14 protein-coding genes are annotated in these 18749 nt (G+C 41.3%); 11 read left to right on the top strand and 3 right to left on the bottom strand.

What is annotated here, in order from left to right; all coding sequences use genetic code 11:
• Nucleotides 1–25 precede the first annotated feature (25 nt).
• On the bottom strand, nt 26–2530 hold the full coding sequence (locus X953_RS15900; RefSeq protein ID WP_040956451.1) for a PIG-L family deacetylase: 2505 nt from the start codon (nt 2528–2530) through the stop codon (nt 26–28).
• Nucleotides 2531–2867: 337 nt separating this feature from the next.
• Between X953_RS15900 and X953_RS15895 the strand changes: the two genes are divergently transcribed.
• The 5 genes from X953_RS15895 to argH all read left to right on the top strand — a co-directional run bounded on the left by X953_RS15895 (nt 2868) and on the right by argH (nt 9485).
• A complete protein-coding gene (locus tag X953_RS15895; protein WP_040956450.1) occupies nt 2868–4031 on the top strand; it encodes an ROK family transcriptional regulator in 1164 nt (387 codons plus the stop codon).
• Nucleotides 4032–4050: 19 nt separating this feature from the next.
• Entirely contained in the window at nt 4051–5157 is a 1107-nt protein-coding gene (locus tag X953_RS15890; RefSeq protein WP_232217747.1) for an extracellular solute-binding protein, read from the top strand.
• A 42-nt stretch (nt 5158–5199) separates the two neighbouring features.
• Complete coding sequence (locus tag X953_RS15885; protein WP_040956449.1) at nt 5200–6303, top strand: ABC transporter ATP-binding protein; 1104 nt, start codon at nt 5200–5202, stop codon at nt 6301–6303.
• Nucleotides 6304–7989: an iron ABC transporter permease gene (locus tag X953_RS15880; protein ID WP_040956448.1), complete on the top strand. Its 1686-nt coding sequence runs from the start codon at nt 6304–6306 to the stop codon at nt 7987–7989.
• Between the two features lie 95 nt (nt 7990–8084).
• Entirely contained in the window at nt 8085–9485 is a 1401-nt protein-coding gene (argH, locus tag X953_RS15875) for an argininosuccinate lyase (RefSeq protein WP_052350171.1), read from the top strand.
• Nucleotides 9486–9787: 302 nt separating this feature from the next.
• Here the strand turns inward: argH and X953_RS15865 are convergent, their stop codons facing one another.
• Nucleotides 9788–10003 (bottom strand): hypothetical protein, encoded by a 216-nt coding sequence (locus X953_RS15865; protein ID WP_040956445.1) that lies wholly within the window; start codon nt 10001–10003, stop codon nt 9788–9790.
• Between the two features lie 220 nt (nt 10004–10223).
• On the opposite strand from X953_RS15865, the gene X953_RS15860 reads away from it, so the two are divergent.
• Both X953_RS15860 and X953_RS15850 read left to right on the top strand, forming a co-directional pair.
• Nucleotides 10224–11171 (top strand): nuclease-related domain-containing protein, encoded by a 948-nt coding sequence (locus tag X953_RS15860; protein WP_040956444.1) that lies wholly within the window; start codon nt 10224–10226, stop codon nt 11169–11171.
• A gap of 601 nt (nt 11172–11772) precedes the next feature.
• The gene (locus X953_RS15850; protein ID WP_040956442.1) at nt 11773–13428 is read left to right on the top strand and encodes a M4 family metallopeptidase; all 1656 of its coding nucleotides are present in this window, start codon (nt 11773–11775) and stop codon (nt 13426–13428) included.
• Between the two features lie 460 nt (nt 13429–13888).
• On the opposite strand, the gene X953_RS15840 is transcribed toward X953_RS15850, so the two are convergent.
• Entirely contained in the window at nt 13889–14965 is a 1077-nt protein-coding gene (locus tag X953_RS15840) for a LysM peptidoglycan-binding domain-containing protein (RefSeq protein WP_052350170.1), read from the bottom strand.
• Nucleotides 14966–15360: 395 nt separating this feature from the next.
• Here X953_RS15840 and X953_RS15835 point away from each other — a divergent pair, with 395 nt between their 5' ends.
• From X953_RS15835 to X953_RS15820, 4 genes are all read left to right on the top strand, one after another.
• Nucleotides 15361–16125: a YveK family protein gene (locus X953_RS15835; RefSeq protein ID WP_040956440.1), complete on the top strand. Its 765-nt coding sequence runs from the start codon at nt 15361–15363 to the stop codon at nt 16123–16125.
• Nucleotides 16100–16801: a CpsD/CapB family tyrosine-protein kinase gene (locus tag X953_RS15830; RefSeq protein WP_040956439.1), complete on the top strand. Its 702-nt coding sequence runs from the start codon at nt 16100–16102 to the stop codon at nt 16799–16801. Before X953_RS15835 ends, X953_RS15830 begins: the two co-directional genes overlap by 26 nt.
• A gap of 355 nt (nt 16802–17156) precedes the next feature.
• Nucleotides 17157–17921, top strand: coding sequence for a tyrosine-protein phosphatase (locus X953_RS15825; RefSeq protein WP_040956438.1), 765 nt, complete (start codon nt 17157–17159; stop codon nt 17919–17921).
• An 87-nt stretch (nt 17922–18008) separates the two neighbouring features.
• On the top strand, nt 18009–18680 hold the full coding sequence (locus X953_RS15820; RefSeq protein ID WP_040956437.1) for a response regulator transcription factor: 672 nt from the start codon (nt 18009–18011) through the stop codon (nt 18678–18680).
• The last annotated feature ends 69 nt before the right edge of the window (nt 18681–18749 follow it).

The raw sequence follows: 18749 nt of genomic DNA, 5'->3' as shown, positions 1-18749 counted from the left end.
AAGGATCTGCTTGTTTCACTTCAACCTATTCATTTTCCATGCCATAGCTTAATAGGTTTGTGAATATGCGGTAGCCGCCAGGGACTTGGTTATTGATTTGGCGGTAGAATACGAGGTTGGTATAGAGATAGGTTCCTTCGCCATATTCTGCCATTAGGATACCGCCTTTGAATGGATCTTCATTTGGGTCTGCCATTGAGACAAAGGATTCGTAGCGGTCATCCCAATTCATAGGGTAATATAATCCGCGTTCCTGTACCCAGTTATCCCAGTCACTCTCATTAATTTTGTTTGGATAGTTAAATAGTTTATGTTCCGGCTGTAATACAGTTACCGGTGCAGTTTCATCGGTGACACGCCACTTGATGGAAGGCTGCCCAATTTCCAGTGGGTATGGGGCCGTTGTGTTACTATCCCAGTTGTCCCACGGTTTGTGATATTGAACAACGACATGTCCGCCATTTTCCGCATATTCCAATAGGCGATCATTATGTTCAATGAGATCTTCTCTTGCAAGACGTGCTCGGATTCCAGTAACGATTGTGTCATATTGGCTTAGGTCTCCTGAAGCTAAGTCCTGTTCGGTCAGTTTAGTGACATCAAATCCGGCATTTACTAACGCATCTGCTACGGTATCAAAACCGCTTTCTACATAACCGATCTTCAGGTTGTCCGGTTTTACCAGTTCAAATGCCACTCCATCAATGCTGGATGGATATTGATAATAGGCATCATTAATGTGCTCATAGCTTATTTCCTGTATGGTTGTATCGAAAATTTCATCATCCGCTTCAGCAATGGCGCGAATAGAGAAATCTCCTTCTTTCACATCAGCAGGTGGTGTAACATAAAAAGTGACCTGCTGTTCTTCCCCTTCTTTTTCAAATTCCACTTCTTGCTGTACAGGTTCACTCGTCCATCCATCCGGCAAATTCAAGGAAACATCTGCTTCATGATCATCTGCTTTATAATTTTTCACTTTAACCGTGACAGGTATGTTTTCTTGAACGTCTGCGGTATTAACCATCACATTTTCTGGATCTGTTGTGACACTTAACTCAGGGAGCACGGATAGTGGCTGCTCCAAATTAACAGCATGTGTAGTTGTAGCGCCTTTTTCTTTAAAACTAATTTGTGGCTGGATTACCGGATCGTCATACGGGTGTGTATAGGCCGCTTCTTCTGGTACTTCTCCTTCAAATTCCACTGTTTTTGATTCATTTGGTTTTAAATTTCCGATCTTTTCCTTATCATCAAAATCCCATGCTTCGGAAGCTTTAATGCCTGCATTCACATGCTTGATCATCTGGTTACCATTATTTGTAACAGTCATTTTTACTGTCACATCTTCATCCCTTGTCACTACAGAGGAATCAGTTGTTATCTCTACATCTAAATTGGAAGCGACAAAGCTGACTTCCTGTAGTTGTGCTTCTTTCAGCTCCAATTTGTGTAAAAGATCATTTTTCAAATCTTTATCCATGCTGCTTCTATCCACTTTTGCTGCTAGTTTACGAACATCCTTTAACGCCTTCTGGGAAGGAGAGAGGATGGCTTTGCGATTAGGATAAAGCGAAATAATTTTATCAAGGTTTTTTTGTAACTTTTCCAGCTTAACGCTTATGTTTTTCTCAGATACGTTGTCGGCCCAAGCGTTAAAGTCATAGGGGATACCAGCAAATAAATCCGCTTCATTTGGCGATACGGCTTCTTTCCATAGTTCGAAATGAAACTGTCTTGGTTCTACTGGCACATCATTTCCCATCCCTTGGCTTTTATGCATATACCTTGATTTCTCGCCAAGCTGTGGATAAGACATGCCATAGACAGGATCATAGTCACCAATTTCAAGCGAGGTTGTTGCTTCTTCCTCGGAAGCTGCTGGCAAATAGAGCTTTTTAACTTGCCATGTGGATAAGCCTTCTTTCAATTGCTGCGGGAAGACGGTTGGATCTGCAGCATCTTCAAAAGCTCTACCACTCAAAACAGTCATTGCCCGGTGGTGGCCATGCTGTGTATCCACATTGCGGAAGGATGGCATAACAACATCTGGCTGATATGTTCGGATAAACCGGATTAATCGTTCATATGTTACCTCTTCGCCCCATTTTTCCAATGTTTCTTCAGGGGATTTGGAAAAACCGAAGTCGTAAATCGGATCAGAGGTAGTTTCACTTAAATGATATGCTTTTACCCCAGTGATCTTGGCTGCTTCGATCATTTCATTTGAGCGGATAATTCCAAGTGCGTTACCTAATTCACTGCCAATTTCATTTTGGCCACCTTCCCCACGGTTAGCGATCAAACTTGAGGTCTTAACACCAAGCCCTCTCGACAGGTATGCAAGTAAGTCACTTCGCTCGTCATCCGGATGTGCTCCGGTGTTTAGAAAAGTAACTGTCGTGCTCAAAGGTTTTACGGCATTCCATAATTCTTCATCATGCTTGGTCTTGTCCTTTGCAGCACCAGTAATAGGGAGCAGGGAGATAACCAATACGGCGATTAAAAAAAGATAAGAAAACTTCTTCATTTTGTAACCCCTTTCATTATTTTTAAATAGTTCCACTAAGTTAGTAAACGTAACTAACCAACTTAAAGCGAAAAGCCTATTCAGCAAACATACTACCAATACAGTTTATTTGTGTAAATAGTACAAAAATACTATATTTTTTGTTAATTAATGTTAAAGGCGTAGAGAAGCAGAAGCCAGCATATAAATCATACATAGATTAAAAAATAAATTTTCTAAATCCTCTTTACAATAATAACGCTTTCATTTATAATCTTGGTAACAATCTAATTAGTAAGTAAACTTTACTAACCTACAATTCTCAGGGAATAAATATAAAGTTTAAGGAGCCTGTCCAATGCAGAAAGGAAATGCAGCCTACATAAAAACGATGAACAAGCGACTTATCCTCAAATGTGTGATGGAAGAGGATGCTATATCCAGAGCTGCTATAGCGAAAAAACTATCATTAAGTAAACCGACGATCTCCACATTAGTAAATGATCTGATTGAGGATCAATGGTTAATTGAAACAGGGAACGGATCAGCTTCGAGGGAAGGAGGAAGAAAGCCGGTTAATTTAACGTTTAATGCGAAACGATCCTATATTGTTGGGATTGATATTGGAGGTACAAATGTAGGAATGGGGATTACCGATTTGAATGGCCATGTCTGTGCGTTTCGCGAATTCCCTACACAACAACATTTGGAGCATAATTTATTTGAAGAAATGAAACGAAATGTTGATTCGATGAAAGATCAGCTCCGCATTGATGATACGAAGATTCTGGGAATAGGAGCAGGAATCCCTGGTGTCACTAACATAAAAGAAGGAATTGTCGTCGAGGCACCAGCACTTAAATGGAAGCGTTTCCCAATTGTTGCCGAGCTGGAAAAAACGTTTCAGCTGCCCATCCACGTAGATAATGATGTCAACATCAATGTACTTGGTGAGCATTGGATGGGCATCGGTAAAAATAAAGAAAATCTCGTTTATGTCGCAATTGGAACTGGGGTTGGGAGCGGGATTATGATTAATGGCAATTTGTATAGGGGCACCAATTACAGTGCTGGAGAAATTGGTTACCTTGTAACAGATAAAGAATATGCAAAAGCATATCATCCGGTACATAAGGGATATGGATTTTTAGAAAGTGTCTCCAGTGGATCCTCGATCAGTATGCAGGTATCCAAAAAAAAGGGGCAGGAAATGAGCGCAAGGCAAGCATTTGAGCTTTATAACGAAGGCGATGAAGCAGCAGTGGAAGTCATCGATCAAGCCCTGGAGCATTTAGCTATCGGGATCAGTAATTATGTTTCGTTATTTGATCCGGAAATTATTATTTTAGGAGGTGGTGTCAGCGGATCATTTTCCCTTATACACAAGAAAGTGATGGACATCATGAATCGGTACGCTCCACAGCAATGTGAAGTAGTACGAACATCTTTTGGCAAAGAAGCGGGAGTCATTGGTTCAGTAGCATTATTTTTAAATGAGTTTGAAGGATTGTTTGAAATTTAAATCGAGAGGGGCTAATCAAGTGAAAAAGCTAAGCATGTTTTTATTCATCGTTCTTTTAGGATTGCTACTCACAGGCTGTATGGCTGGTGGCAGTGATGAAAGCAGTGAGGAGAAAAGTGATGGGGGAGGCGAAGGTTCTTCTGCTTTCAATGAAGATTTGGAAGAAAAAGTTGTCGTCTATTCACCGCACGGTAAAGATATTTTAAGTGATTTCCAAAAGCAATTTGAAGAAGAGTATGGTATCAAAATGGAGTTCTTGGATATGGGTTCACAGGAGATTTTAGATCGTGTGCGCTCAGAAAAAAATAATACCCAGGCAGATGTTTGGTGGGGTGCACCTCAAGTGAACTTTGACCAGGCAAAAGATGAAGAGCTTTTAAAAGAGTATAAGCCATCGTATGCCGATGCATTGGATGAGATGTACCATGATGAAGACTGGATGTGGTCTGGAACGTCCATGACCCCGGAAGTTATTTTGTATAATTCAAAGGAAATTTCCAAAGAAGAAGCACCAAAGGATTGGGATGACCTGCTTGACCCGAAATGGGAGGATGAGATCATCATTCGTTACCCACTTGCTTCAGGTACGATGAGAACAATCTATTCTGCGATGATTTACAGAACATATAAGGATACACAGGATCCACAGGAAGGTTATGAATGGTTACAAAAGCTGGATGAAAATACGAAGGAATACTCTGCTAACCCGGAAATTATGTATAACCAGGTTGCTAAAGGTGTTGGCTCCCTATCTGTTTGGAACATGCCGGATACCGTTATGCTTGCAGAGGAAAAAGGCTATCCGTTTGATTACGTGATTCCAGAAAGTGGTACACCTGTATTGACGGAAGGGATCGCAATTATTAACGATGCACCACATCCAAAAGCAGCTGAAGCATTTTATGAGTTTGTAAATACTCCGGAGGCAGCAAAGCTGTTGGCTGAAAAATATTACCGCATTCCGACAAGAGAAGATGTAGAAGATCTTCCGGAATGGATTACCGAAACAGAAATTAATCCAATGGATATCGACTGGGCTCTCTTCCAGGAGAAATCAGAGGAATGGATGGAGCATTGGGATAACAAAATTAAAAACACAGAGAAAGACAAAAGTGAAGAAGAATAAATAAATCAAGCTAGGCTTTTTAGAAAGAGGAGTTGTTTTTTCATGTCAACAGTAAACTTGTCAGAGATTACAAAGCAATTTGGGAACGTAACAGCGGTCAAGGGGTTGGATTTGGTCATTAAAGAAGGAGAATTCTTTACATTTTTAGGTCCAAGTGGATGTGGAAAAACAACAACCCTCCGAATGATTGCTGGCTTCTATTTTCCAACCAAAGGAAAAGTGAAATTTAACGAGCGGGACATGACCTCTGTTTCGCCGGAAAAAAGGAATACAGGCATGGTTTTTCAGAACTATGCCTTGTTCCCACATATGACAGTTTTTGAAAACGTTGCCTTTGGACTAAAGGTTAGAAAGATAAACAAAACAGAAGTAAAGCGCCGTGTGGAGGATGTTTTGAAAAAAGTGCGCTTGGAGCAATTTATTGATCGCCAGGTAAGTCAGCTCAGTGGTGGACAGCAGCAGCGGGTGGCATTGGCCCGCGCACTTGTCATTGAACCGGATATTCTCTTACTTGATGAGCCTTTAAGTAATCTGGATGCTAGATTGAGAGATGAAATGCGTACAGAAATACTACGGCTGCAGCGGGAATATGGTATTACAACTATTTATGTAACACATGATCAGGTAGAGGCTTTGACCATGAGCGACCGGATCGCCGTATTTAATTTAGGTGAATGCCAGCAGGTTGGCACACCAACTGAAATTTATAATAAACCGGTGAATGATTTTGTTGCTGAGTTTATCGGGGAAACAAATTTACTGCCTGTGGAGCGTGAGAAACAAGAGGGAGAAGTATTCACTTTCTCCAGTAAAGATTTAGAGCAAACAGTACATGTTGCACATACAGACTTAAACATTGCCGCGTACAGTGATACAGATGAATTGTATATGTCCATACGTCCGGAGGCTGTAGAGATTTCCGAAACGCTAATACAAGCAGAGAATGTTTTTTCCGGTACCGTACAGCTTGTCCAGTTTACTGGTGAGTCGGTACATACCTTTGTGAGAATCAATGAGAACGTAACAATTAAAACAACAGCGCTAAATCGGGGACCAAGCACGTACTTTAAAGAAGGCACACAGGTATATGCCTATCTGCCGGAGAATCATATCCGCATCATCCCCGAGGCAAAGGGTGATAAATAAATGTTAAATGCTGAAAAACGAAAAACGATACTTTTACTCATCCCCGTTGTGTTAATTCTTGTTGGTTACGTGTTATATCCATCAATCGCTACGATTGTAGAAAGTTTTAAACAAAAAGGCGTCTTCTCCATGGAAAACTACAGTGACTTCTTTGGAGAAAAATCAGCAGCAAACTTTGAAGCATTATGGAACTCTGTCTATATTTCGTTGTTGTCTGTGTTCTTTAGTGCATTAATCGGTATACCGCTAGCCTATATTTTTAACCGATATGACTTTCCAGGCCGGCAGTTTTTCTCCAATATTGCGATCATGCCAATTGTTCTTCCATCATTAGTTGGGGTTATGGCATTCATGTTTTTATATGGAGAAGCTGGACTTGTACCAAACGCTATTAAGGATCTGTTCAATCTATCAGAGGTTCCGTTCAGTATTGGTGGCATCTCGGGAATTCTGCTTGTCCATGCATATACGATGTATCCATATTTTTATATGACGACATCGTCTGCATTAAATAATATTGACCCATCCTTGGAGGAAGCTGCCTATAATCTGGGATCAAGCAAATTTAAGGTATTTTGGAAAGTGACATTCCCATTATTAACACCAGGACTTGTAGCTGCATCCTTATTGGTCTTCATGGTTTCCATGGCCTCCTTTAGTGCACCGTTTTTATTGGCGGGTGGCTTCCGTGTCTTGAGCTTACAAATTTATTTCTCGAAAATTAATGGTGATTTGGAGATGGCTGCAACCCAATCCGTTATCCTATCCGTTGTTTCGATTTCCTTCCTATTATTCATGCGTTGGTATCAAAGCAGGAAGGATTACCGGATGGCAAGTAAGGGGATTGGCGCCCATCGCAGTGAAGTAAACAATCCGGTTCTAAAAGGTGTGATGGTGACACTTGGGATTCTCGCAATGATTGTCTTACTTCTGCCACACGTAACCTTGCTTATCCTGTCCCTTGTACCTGAGGGAGCATGGACATGGCAGACGTATCCAACCGCATTCAGTCTGGAAAATTTCCGGTTATTATTTGAGGATCCGAACATTTGGGATCCGGTTAGAAACAGTTTAATTATGACGTGTCTAGCCTGTATAGGTGTATTTATCTTTGGGATTATTACATCGTACGCACTCGTGAAACGCAGCTTCATCGGGAAAAATTTACTCGATATTCTTGTTATGATTCCATGGGCATTACCAGCAACCGTTGTAGGGATGAATTTAATTTTGGCATTTAACAAGCCATCGCCATTTTCTTTTGGACAGATCTTGGTCGGCACATTCTGGATCCTGCCACTTGCTTACTTTGTGCGGTTTATCCCACTGGTAGTCCGTTCAACAACTGCCGTGTTGGAGCAAATGGACGATTCCCTGGAAGAAGCAGCCCAGAACCTTGGGGCAAAGTGGTTTTACACTTTCCGACGTGTCGTTATCCCAATTATTATGCCAGGCGTACTAAGTGGAACACTGTTGGCATTTGTGCAGGCAGTTGGCGAATTCCCTACATCGGTATTGCTATATACACTAAGTAATAGACCGATCTCGATTGAAATTATGAACCAGCTCCGCATGTTCAACATGGGGCAGGCTGCAGCGTATGGTATGATCCAAGTAGGATTGATCGCAATCGTCATGTTCATCGCATATCGCTTCTTTGGCGTTAAATCGGAGAATACGTTGTAGGATTGTTGGGAGATTTGGTTTGAGAAAATCTATGAAAAACTATTAGAAGTTAATCAATCAATGATAATCAAAGAAAAAATGTTGAGGTGCTACTATTGCATACATTAAAGGAACAATTTGAGAAAACAGATGGTGTTGTTTTTCCTGGTAAAACATTCATGGATGAACTATTAAAGCCGGTTTTTTACGATCAGAAAGAACATCTATTTGATGCGATGTTTCACATCCATAAGGCACATACCACGATGCTTGCGGAGCAGGGGATTCTAAATGCGGATGAGGCAGCGAAAATTTTGGAGGGCGTTGCCGAGGTAGAAAAGATGGAAAAGGCAGATATCGAATATTCTTCTTCCTACGAGGACCTGTTTTTCCTAGTTGAATCTCAAATTGGAACATTAATTGGTGACGAACTAGCAGGAAAAATGCATATTGCCAAAAGCAGAAATGACATGGGTGAAGGCATGTATCGTATCGTGCTACGTGATTATTTACAGGAAACAACAGAAGCTGCAGAAAAGCTGGCTGAGGCCATTTTGTATCAGGCAGAGAATCATGTAGAATCCATTATGCCTGCACATACCCATACACAGCCAGCCCAGCCAACAACATTCGGCCACTATTTGGTCGCCATTTATGATAGCTTGCAGAGGGATATCGATCGCTTGAAGCAAGCAAGAAAAACAGTCAATCAATCACCAATGGGCGCAGCCGCAATCACTACCTCCGGCTTCCCAATTAACAGGGAACGCATGGTGGAGCTGCTCGGCTTTGAAGGATTAATCGAAAACTCCTATGACGCCATTGGTGCAGGCGACTACCTAATCGAAGCGGCTCAGGCATTGATCAGTCTCATGACAAACATGGGACGCTGGCTACAGGAATTCCTGCGGATGACCTCAAAGGAAGTAGGGTTGCTTAAGGTATCAGATGCTTATGTGCAAATAAGCAGCATCATGCCACAAAAGCGTAACCCCGTATCCATTGAGCACTCGCGCGCCATCGCCAGCAGTGCCGCGGCAGAAGGTATGGCTGTTGTGCATATGATCCATAACACACCATATGGAGACATTAATGACACAGAGGATGACTTGCAGCCACACCTTTACGCAGGCTTCAAGAAAGCATTGCGTGTGCTGAAGCTCATGCGTGCTGTTGTAGTGACAATGGACTTTAATAAAGACCGCGCCTACCAGCAGGCAAGAGAAAACATGATCACAATCACCGAGCTTGCCGACGTGCTAGCTCGTGATTATGGTGTTTCCTTTAGAAAAGCACATCATAAAGCAAGTGTGATCGCCAAGATGGCTGATAAGCAGGGGAAGGAATTGTATGAAATCCCAGTTGACGAACTGAATGAGTGGCTGGAGGATGTGCAATTGACTGAGCAAGACTGGCAGCAAATCACTGATCCCTATTATTTTGTCCAACGTCGACGCGTGACAGGTGGAACGAACCCGGATGTAGTAAGAGGAATGATTGATCGGCGGAAGGGTTAGCCTGGTGCTGCTGGTGGGGGGCGCTCTCTCATATGGAGCGTGTGCTGTCTCAAATAGGGCCTGGGTTGTCTCATATGAGGTGGGTGCAGTCTCAAATGGGGCAGGTGGTCTCTCATATGAGGTGGGTTCTGTCTCAAATGGGGCAGGTGGTCTCTCATATGAAGCGGTTACTGTCTCAAATAGGAGCCAGTGTCTCTCATATGATAGTAAATGTCTAAAAAGGATGGGCGTGGTTTTGCCCATCCTTTTTCTGTGTGGATTTTAATTAACTATCGTGGTGTTTTTATGTGTGAGTTTATTAACTAGAAGATTTTTATTCCTAAGGTGTTTTTAATGCGTTGAATATCTACTTTCATCTTCCAAACTTCCTCCCGCAAAACCTCTGTTTCAGCAGAAGATGCTGCTTGAAAACCAATTTTCTCTTCCTCTTCTTCACGCTGCCCTAACTGCTCTTCTGTATCTTCCAAACTTGTCATTATTTTGTTCAGCATTTCTACTATTTGCTCTTTCTTTTCCACACCCATCACCTCCCTGTATTTTAATAGATTATAGCACATACCAAAAAAGATTTAGAAGGAAATTTAGAATAATTAAAAAGAACTTTGCTTACTTAATAGATAGTGAAAAACTTACAAATAAATTTCGAAATTCAGCATCAACATAGCATCTAATTCCAATTATTGGCTTTTCGCTCCATTTCCCAAACCGTGCTACAGTAGCTTTAAAAAGGAGAAAAATATGAAACTAAATACTCGAACAAAGCCAACTTCTTTAAAGAAATATGAAGCACTCCTACAACGGCTCCGCCCAAATCATCCAAATTTAATGGAAGTCGAATCGAAAGCAGCACGAGAAATGCACGGTTATGAAGGGGAGAAATTAGTAGATTATCATACGGATTTTCTGACAGAAGATTTTACTGTTGTTCATCAACTTACTTTGAAATTACGAGGCAAACTTTTTCAAATGGATACAGTGGTGATTGGTGAAAATGGCATCTACCTTGTTGAAATCAAAAATAATAAAGGGGTTGTTACTTTTAACACAACATTAAAGCAATTTTCCCGGGAGAATGGCGAAAAGGAAATTGGTTATCGCTATCCCATTACGCAGGTGGAGCTTCAGAAGTTGAAGCTGGAACATTGGTTGCAGCAGCAAGGTTACCCAGCAGTACCGATTTATCCGCTTATTGCAATCAGTAAACCGAGCACCATCATTAAAGTCAGTGGTGATGAGGAGGAGGTTGCGCGAAAAGTTCATCATGCTGAGTATATCCCGAAAGAAATTTTGGATTTAGACAGAATGAATGCAAGCGATATAAAACTTCCCCATGAAAAAATAGGACGGCTTTTGCTACGTGCCTCCAGTGAATATAATGCTAACATTCTCCAAGAACATGGTGTTCTCCTGTCTGATCTATTGCCTGGGATATACTGCTCCTATTGCAACAGGTTAGGAATGGAGCGAGGACACAACACATGGATGTGCAATCACTGTCAGAAAAAAGATCAAAAAGCACATCTGCAAGCACTGGCTGATTATTTCCTGTTAGTTGGCCCATCTATTTCAAATTCTCAAGCTCAATACTGGTTACAGCATAATGAAAAAAGTTCAATCACTAGAATGCTCAGGGGAGCAGGGCTCTATCACGATCGCCGCAACCGAAAATGGTGGTGGAGAAGGTGAATAAGAGTGTTAAAGAATAGGGAATGAAAGGCCAACTAGTTAGAAATGAAATAACTCTAGAATAGAATGAGAGAGTTTATGGTAGATATGAGAGACCTGCCAGTCCAAATGAGAGAACCAGCACCCAATATGAGAGATCTCGCCGTCCAAATGAGAGAACCAGCACCCAATATGAGAGATCCGCCCATTCAAATGAGAGAGCCGGCACCCCAAATGAGAGAGCATGCCGCTCAAATGAGAGAGCCCACACTCCATATGAGAGAGCATGCCGCTCAAATGAGAGAGCCCACACTCCATATGAGAGAGCATGCCGCTCAAATGAGAGAGCCCACACTCCATATGAGAGAGCCTCCCGGCCAAATGAGAGAGCCTCCCAGCCAGATGAGAGAACACCACACCCCATATGAGACCCTTCACCAAACTAAAGATCCATTTCTGCCGTCAGACTAATCAAATAGACCTATCATCTTGCTGCTGAAGCTTAAAAATAATCATCAACACAAGGACCTCTACCCTAAAAATTAAAACAGTTCTAATTAATCATGCTACTATATTTAAATTATTCTATAATTAAAACTACCAAATTATAGGAGGGGTTTTGTTGAAGAAAAAGTATTTAGCTTCAGCTGTTCTATCGACGGCATTATTGGTAGGTTCGGGTTCTATTAGTGATGTGCTGGCAAATCCGCATACTTCTACCAATCAAACGCAAGCTCAATCACAGAAGTTTTGGAATAAGAATGCCAGTGTTCCGGTTTTTGTAAAGGAGAAGTTTTCTGAAAAGCATCCGAGCAGTAATGCGGCGAATGCGATGAAGTATTTAAAAAAGAATGAGAAGAAGCATGGGGTGAAGGATCCGGAAAAGAATTTAAAAGTAAAGGATATCCAAAAAGATGATTTAGGTATGACCCATGTCCGTTTTAACCAAACAAAAGACGGAGTTCCTGTAGAGGGGGCAGAAGTGATTGTCCATTTTAATAAGCAAAATGAGGTTGTATCCATGAATGGTCATCGAAATAAGGCGGCTGCGAAGGCGTCAGTTGATACGAAAGCAGCAATTAGTGCCAAGCAAGCACTCCGGAAGGCGAAGGATGCTACGAACGCTCCGAATGAACTGGCATATGAGCCAACAAAGGAGCTTGTCGTCTATCCGTTTGAAGGTGAAAATACACTTACTTATAAGGTGAATTTGACGTTTCTTGGGGACGAGCCTGGTAATTGGTTCGTTTTTGTTGATGCCAATACAGGGAATGTCATTGATAAATATAATGCGTTGCTACACGCGGATGAGGTGAAGCGTAAGGCGCATAATAGTGTGGGAACGGGTGTGCATGGTGAGTTGAGGAAGCTACATACAACCAAGGTCAAACAACCAAAAGAAGGTGCAAAGTTCGTTTTATCAGATGAGTCACATGAAGGCTTGGAAGGGATTTATACATTTGATTATAATACACGTGAGCTTGCTGAAAATAAAAGTGCCTCCTGGAAAAGTGACTATCTCAGTCCTGCTGTAGATGCCCACTATAACTCAGAAACAGTGTATGATTATTATTTGAGTGAACATGACCGTAATTCGCTTGATGATAATGGGATGGCAATTGTATCTAATGTTCACTTTGGGGAAAATTACAATAATGCATTCTGGGATGGCCGTCAGATGACCTATGGCGATGGAGATGGTGAGTTCATGGTACCACTATCCGCCGGACTTGATGTAGCTGCCCATGAAATGACTCATGGAGTGATTACCCATTCAGCGGGATTACATTATCGCTTCGAGTCGGGCGCGTTGAATGAGTCGTTTGCCGACGTATTCGGAGCTTTGATTGATGAAGATGATTGGGAAATGGGGGAGGATATTATGGCGCCGGCAGCCAAAGCCGATGGCAGAACGGCTTTGCGCAGCTTGAGCAATCCAAGGAAATTCCCTGTTTCTGATGCAAGAGCGCCATATGGAAATGGCTACTATCCAGAGCATATGGACGATTTTTATGAAATGCCAATATGGGTAGATAATGGTGGTGTGCATGTTAATTCGTCTATTACCAACCATGCTGCTTATCTGATCGGGGAGCAAATCGGTAAGAAAAAACTTGGGCAAATTTATTATCGTGCACTAACCGTATATTTAACGCCAACATCCAATTTTAGTGATGCAAGAAAAGCCATTGTACAATCAGCAGATGATATCTATGGGGAAAATAGTAATGAAAAGAAAGCAGTCGAAAGCGGCTTCGATCAAGTAGGAATCTATTAAATATGTAAAAAAGCTTGCAGGCATCATGCCCTGCAAGCTTTTTCCATGAGAGAAATTTAATGAAAAGCCGGTTGGAAAGGGAAGGGATTGTTGCTTAGGAGAGAGCCAGCAGTCAAATAGAGGACGCGCCGCGACAACCTCGCTCTCATCCGAGACACTTTGGCGTCCACTCGCGACACACAGCAATCGAACCGAGACAGGAAGCATCGCCACCGCGACAGCCAGGCGCTCAACCGAGACACCAAGCAGTCCACCCGCGACAGCCGGGCGCTTAACCGAGACACCAAGCAGTCCACCCGCGACACTCGAGCACGCACCCGCGACAGCTTCGCTAGAGGCAGTCTTCCCCTCCCAAGGCCCCTCCACCACCAACAACAAAAAAAGAACTCCAGCCATGCTGGAGTTCTCCCTACCTAAAATGTATAAGTGCTATTACATCATATGTAATTGAGCTGACCTATTAATAGAAACGCTTGTAGCTATCGAAGTGCTTGCTCCAATATGAGTTGCTTAGGCTTGTCTTCGTTACGCCTGTGGACGTTCCTGCATGGATGAATTCGTTGTTTCCAACGTAGATTCCCATGTGGGAGATTCCTTTTCTGTAAGTTCCTGAGAAGAAGACAAGGTCTCCAACCTGTGGCTTGCTTACATGATAAGAGCGGTTGTAATAGCCGTCTGTTGATAAGCGGCTTACGCTTTTACCAGCGTTCTTATATGCATAGTAGATGAATCCGCTGCAGTCAAATCCGCTTGTAGTGGAACCGCCCCATACATATTTCGTTCCCATAACGCTTCTTGCTGTGCTGACAAGCTTGTTCACATTATAGTCAACATTCGTTGCAGTTGAGCCACTAGAGCTGTTTGATCCACCACTTGAGCTCGAACCAGTACTCTTTCCGTTAATGCTTAATTTCTGTCCGATCAAAATTAAGTCTGAGCGTAGGTTGTTCCATTTCTTCAAGTTGGATACACTCACACCGTATTGTGCGCCGATTCGAGATAAAGAATCTCCGGATTTAACAACATATACCTCGGATGAGCCTGTTGATGGCTTGCTTGATCCACTGCTTGAGCTGCTAGAAGAGCTAGAGCTACTTGAAGAAGATCCATTTTTGCTTACAACGAACACGTTTCCGGGGAAGATAAGCGTGGTATCCAGGTTGTTCCATTTCATTAAGTTACTTAGAGAAATGTTATGTTTAGCGGCAATTCCACTTAATGTATCGCCACTTTTTACTGTATATGTAGAGTTTGAATTAGTAGATGGTTTAGTAGTGTTTGAGCTGTTGCTAGAATTTGAGTTGGATGATTGCTCGTTATCTGTTTCTATGATTTGGTTTGGATAAATAAGATCTCCTGAAATCCCATTGATGGAACGTAACTGTGAAATGCTGGTGTTGTACTTCTGTGCTATTGACCACAATGAATCTCCACTTTGAACCTTATAAGATGCCGCTTCGGCTTTATCTGCTCCAAAAATCATTGTTGCTATTGCTGCACTGGCAGTTACCGACATTATTATTTTTTTACTGGCCAATCGATGATTCTCCCTTCACGTATCTATCTATTTATTCTTCCATTTTTTCGTAAGAAGTGACTCTAGTATATAAGTTCTATGAGGAAAAATATAGATATATAGGGAATTTGTAATGAACTTGTAATATTAATCCTGTTTATAAAGGGAATACTATTATATTGTCAGAAATAAAGAATTGCCAGCCTGCAAAGAGCCTCTATTCTATTAATCTCTACAAAAATCCCTCCCTCTTAAAGTACAAATCAACTAAATTTAACCATGTTTTGAAAAAACATATATTGCATTATGAGAAGATGTGGTATAATTTCTAACTGTAATGTCGAATAGAATGCAATTATACTTATTTCAACTTATATTTTACCAGCTTAGTGTAAAAGGAATATGGAGGTACAATAATGGAGGAAACAATATCCTTGAAGGAAATCTTCGAGGTAATAAAGAAGCGCTTGTTGCTTATCATTGCATTTGTATTAGGGGCGGCAGTAATTGCTGCTGTGGTTAGTTACTTTGTGTTGACACCAACCTATCAGTCCAGCTCGCAGTTTATTGTTAATCAGGGACAGCAGGATCCGAATGTACAATATAATGTGAATGATATTCGAACGAACGTAGAGATTATCAATACTTATAATGTTGTGATAAAAAGTCCGGCGATATTAGAAGAAGTGGTAGATGAATTAAATCTGCCATACACATCTGGCGCGCTTAGTGAGAAGCTTCAGGTTTCAAGTGAGCAGAATTCCCAGGTGGTAACTGTTACGGCAACGGATGAGGATCCGGCATTGGCTGTACAATTGGCGAATACGACGGTTTCCATCTTCCAGGATAAAATTTCAGATATTATGAATGTAGATAATGTCAGTGTACTGTCACAGGCTGAATTAAGTGAGAACCCGTCTCCGGTAGCACCGAATCCGATGCTTAATATTGCAATTGCGATTGTCGTAGGTGCAATGGTAGGTGTTGGGATATCCTTCTTACTTGAATACTTGGATAACACCATTACAACAGAGGAAGATATTGAGAAAAAGATTGGCTTACCTGTATTAGGGGTTATCTCCCATATTAATGATGCTGATGTACGAGCAGATCAATTTAAATTCCAATCACAACGTACGAAAAGGGGTGGCTTTGATGGCGCGGCGAAAAAATCAATCTAGACCGAATAATAAAATGCGGCATCTCATTGCAAAGCTAAATCCTAAGTCACCGATTACCGAGCAATACCGGACAATACGGACAAATTTACAATTTGCTTCTGTTGATGAAGAATTAACGTCGATGCTGGTAACTTCTTCCGGACCTTCAGAAGGTAAGTCAATGACGACAGCCAATCTGGCGGTTGTCTATGCACAACAAGGTAAAAAAGTATTGCTTATCGATGCAGATCTTCGTAAACCGACAGTACATTATACGTTCCGCCTGGACAATTTACGTGGGTTAAGCAATGTTCTTGTTGGTGAGCATACGGTAGAGGAAACAGTTAATCGCACAGATGTCGACAATTTAGATGTTATTTCCAGTGGTCCTATTCCACCTAACCCATCTGAGTTATTAGCATCACGAAAAATGCAAACCTTTTTGGATGATGCAAAGCAATCCTATGACCTGGTGATTTTTGACACACCACCTGTGCTTGCGGTTACCGATTCACAAATCCTTGCAAATATTGTAGATGGAACGCTCTTAGTTATCAGAAGTAAAAAGACGGAACTGGAAGCTGCTCAAAAAGCGAAGGAAGCATTGGAGCCTGCAAAAGCGAAATTGCTTGGAACGGTATTGAATGATCGTGAAAAGAAAGGTTCAAACTATTATTACTACTATGGAACAAATTAATCTGTACCTCTCTGTATAAACATGCAGGGAGGTATTTTACTTTAGGCCGAAAATAGTTATGATTATCAAAGAGTATTATGTTAGTTAAAGAGGGCTGACAAAGAAGTCTGGCTGCTTCACAGATGAGCATATTGTCTTTGGAGAACAAAGGTGTTAATAGAACAGGGATGAATAAAAGTACTTACTTTCTTTTACTATTATTTCCAAACCATTTGATATATGGTATAGTAAATAAGTTAAAAGTCCTAGTCCTATTAAAGGGGATTAGTTGTAAACAATTATGTACTTTTGTATACTGAATTATAAGAATAATGACTATCAATAAATAGTTAATGTCTATAAGGTGGGGAAGCATGTGATCGACATACACAGTCATATATTGCCAGGAATTGATGATGGGGCTAAAACAGAAGTGGACAGCCTTGCTATGGCGAAAGCTGCAGTGGAACAGGGAATTCATACTATTGTGGCCACACCGCATCATAGAAATGGGAAATATGATAATGAAAAAGATACGATTATTCAATCTGTAGAGGTGCTGAACGCTCTCTTGGTGGAGAAGGATATCCCGTTACATGTTTTACCGGGACAGGAAACACGGATTAATGGGGACATGCTGAAGGAACTGGATGATGGGGTTGTACTTTCTATTAATCATTCCAAATATGTCTTTGTGGAATTCGCTTCGAATCATGTGCCGCGATATGCTAAGCAAATGTTGTTCGATATTCAAGTGGCAGGCTACACCCCGATCATTGTACACCCGGAACGGAACTCAGAATTGCTGGAGCATCCAAGCATGCTGTATCAGTTTGTGCAAAATGGGGCACTAACACAAATAACAGCAGCCAGCTTTGTTGGTAAGTTTGGCAAAAACATTCAAAAGTTCACGAACCAAATCATGGAAGCAAACCTGACTCATTTCATTGCCTCTGATGCACATAATACGAAGAGTCGTGGCTTCTGCATGGATGAGGCATTTCATTTATTGAAAAAAGAGTTTGGAGCGGATTATTTTTATATGTTCTTGGAAAACAGTCAGTTACTTGTTGATAATCAAAACATAAATCGAATGGAACCGACAATGATAAAGAAAAAGAAATTTCTTGGGCTTTTTTAGTAATGCACAAAAGGGTGTACATCTTTCTGTATGCCCTTTTGGTTATAATGGAAGAAAGGTGATGAATAAGCGAAGGAGTCGTGTCGATTGGTAAAAGTTCTTTTGGTAGATGATCAGCGTTTATTTACAGATGGCATCATGGCTATTCTATCTGAAACAGATGACATTCAGGTAGTAGGGGTAGCTACGAATGGAGAAGAAGCAATAGCGAAATTTCAGCAGTATGAACCTGACCTTGTGCTCATGGATATACATATGCCACATGTGAATGGTATCCGAGCAACGCTTGATATAAAGGAAAGTCACCCAGATGTCAAGGTTATCCTGCTTACCACGTTTGCTGATGAGGACCTTATTGTCCGTGGTTTTAATGTGGGGGCAGATGGTTACTTGCTGAAGGACCTTAATAGTAAAAAACTGGTGTGGGCTATTCGTGAAGTAGACCTTGGGGAGACGGTGATCTCAGGACCTGCTGCACGTATTCTTGCAAAGAAAATTCGTGAATACAAATATGATAAAAAAGAGATCCTCAAGCAAAAGCTGACAACATTGGAAGTGATGCTGACACCAAGGGAACTGGAAATTGCGTATATGCTAATGGAGGGAGAGACGAACAAGTCCATTGCTCAGAAGCTCTACCTCAGTGAAGGAACCATAAAAAATTATATAAGCAATTTATATCATAAATTAAATATACACAGCCGCAAGCGTGTGATCGATTTCCTGAAGGGGTTGTTCTCCAAAAAAGAGTACTGGTGAAAACAGCCTACAAAAACATGACTTTTATTTACAAAAGTCACTTAAAATATTACTGGGTATTTAGTATTA

The sequence above is a fragment of the Virgibacillus sp. SK37 genome, assembly GCF_000725285.1.
In the GTDB taxonomy this organism is placed as follows: Bacteria; Bacillota; Bacilli; order Bacillales; family Amphibacillaceae; genus Virgibacillus_Q.
This window is presented reverse-complemented; position numbering and strand designations above follow the sequence as displayed.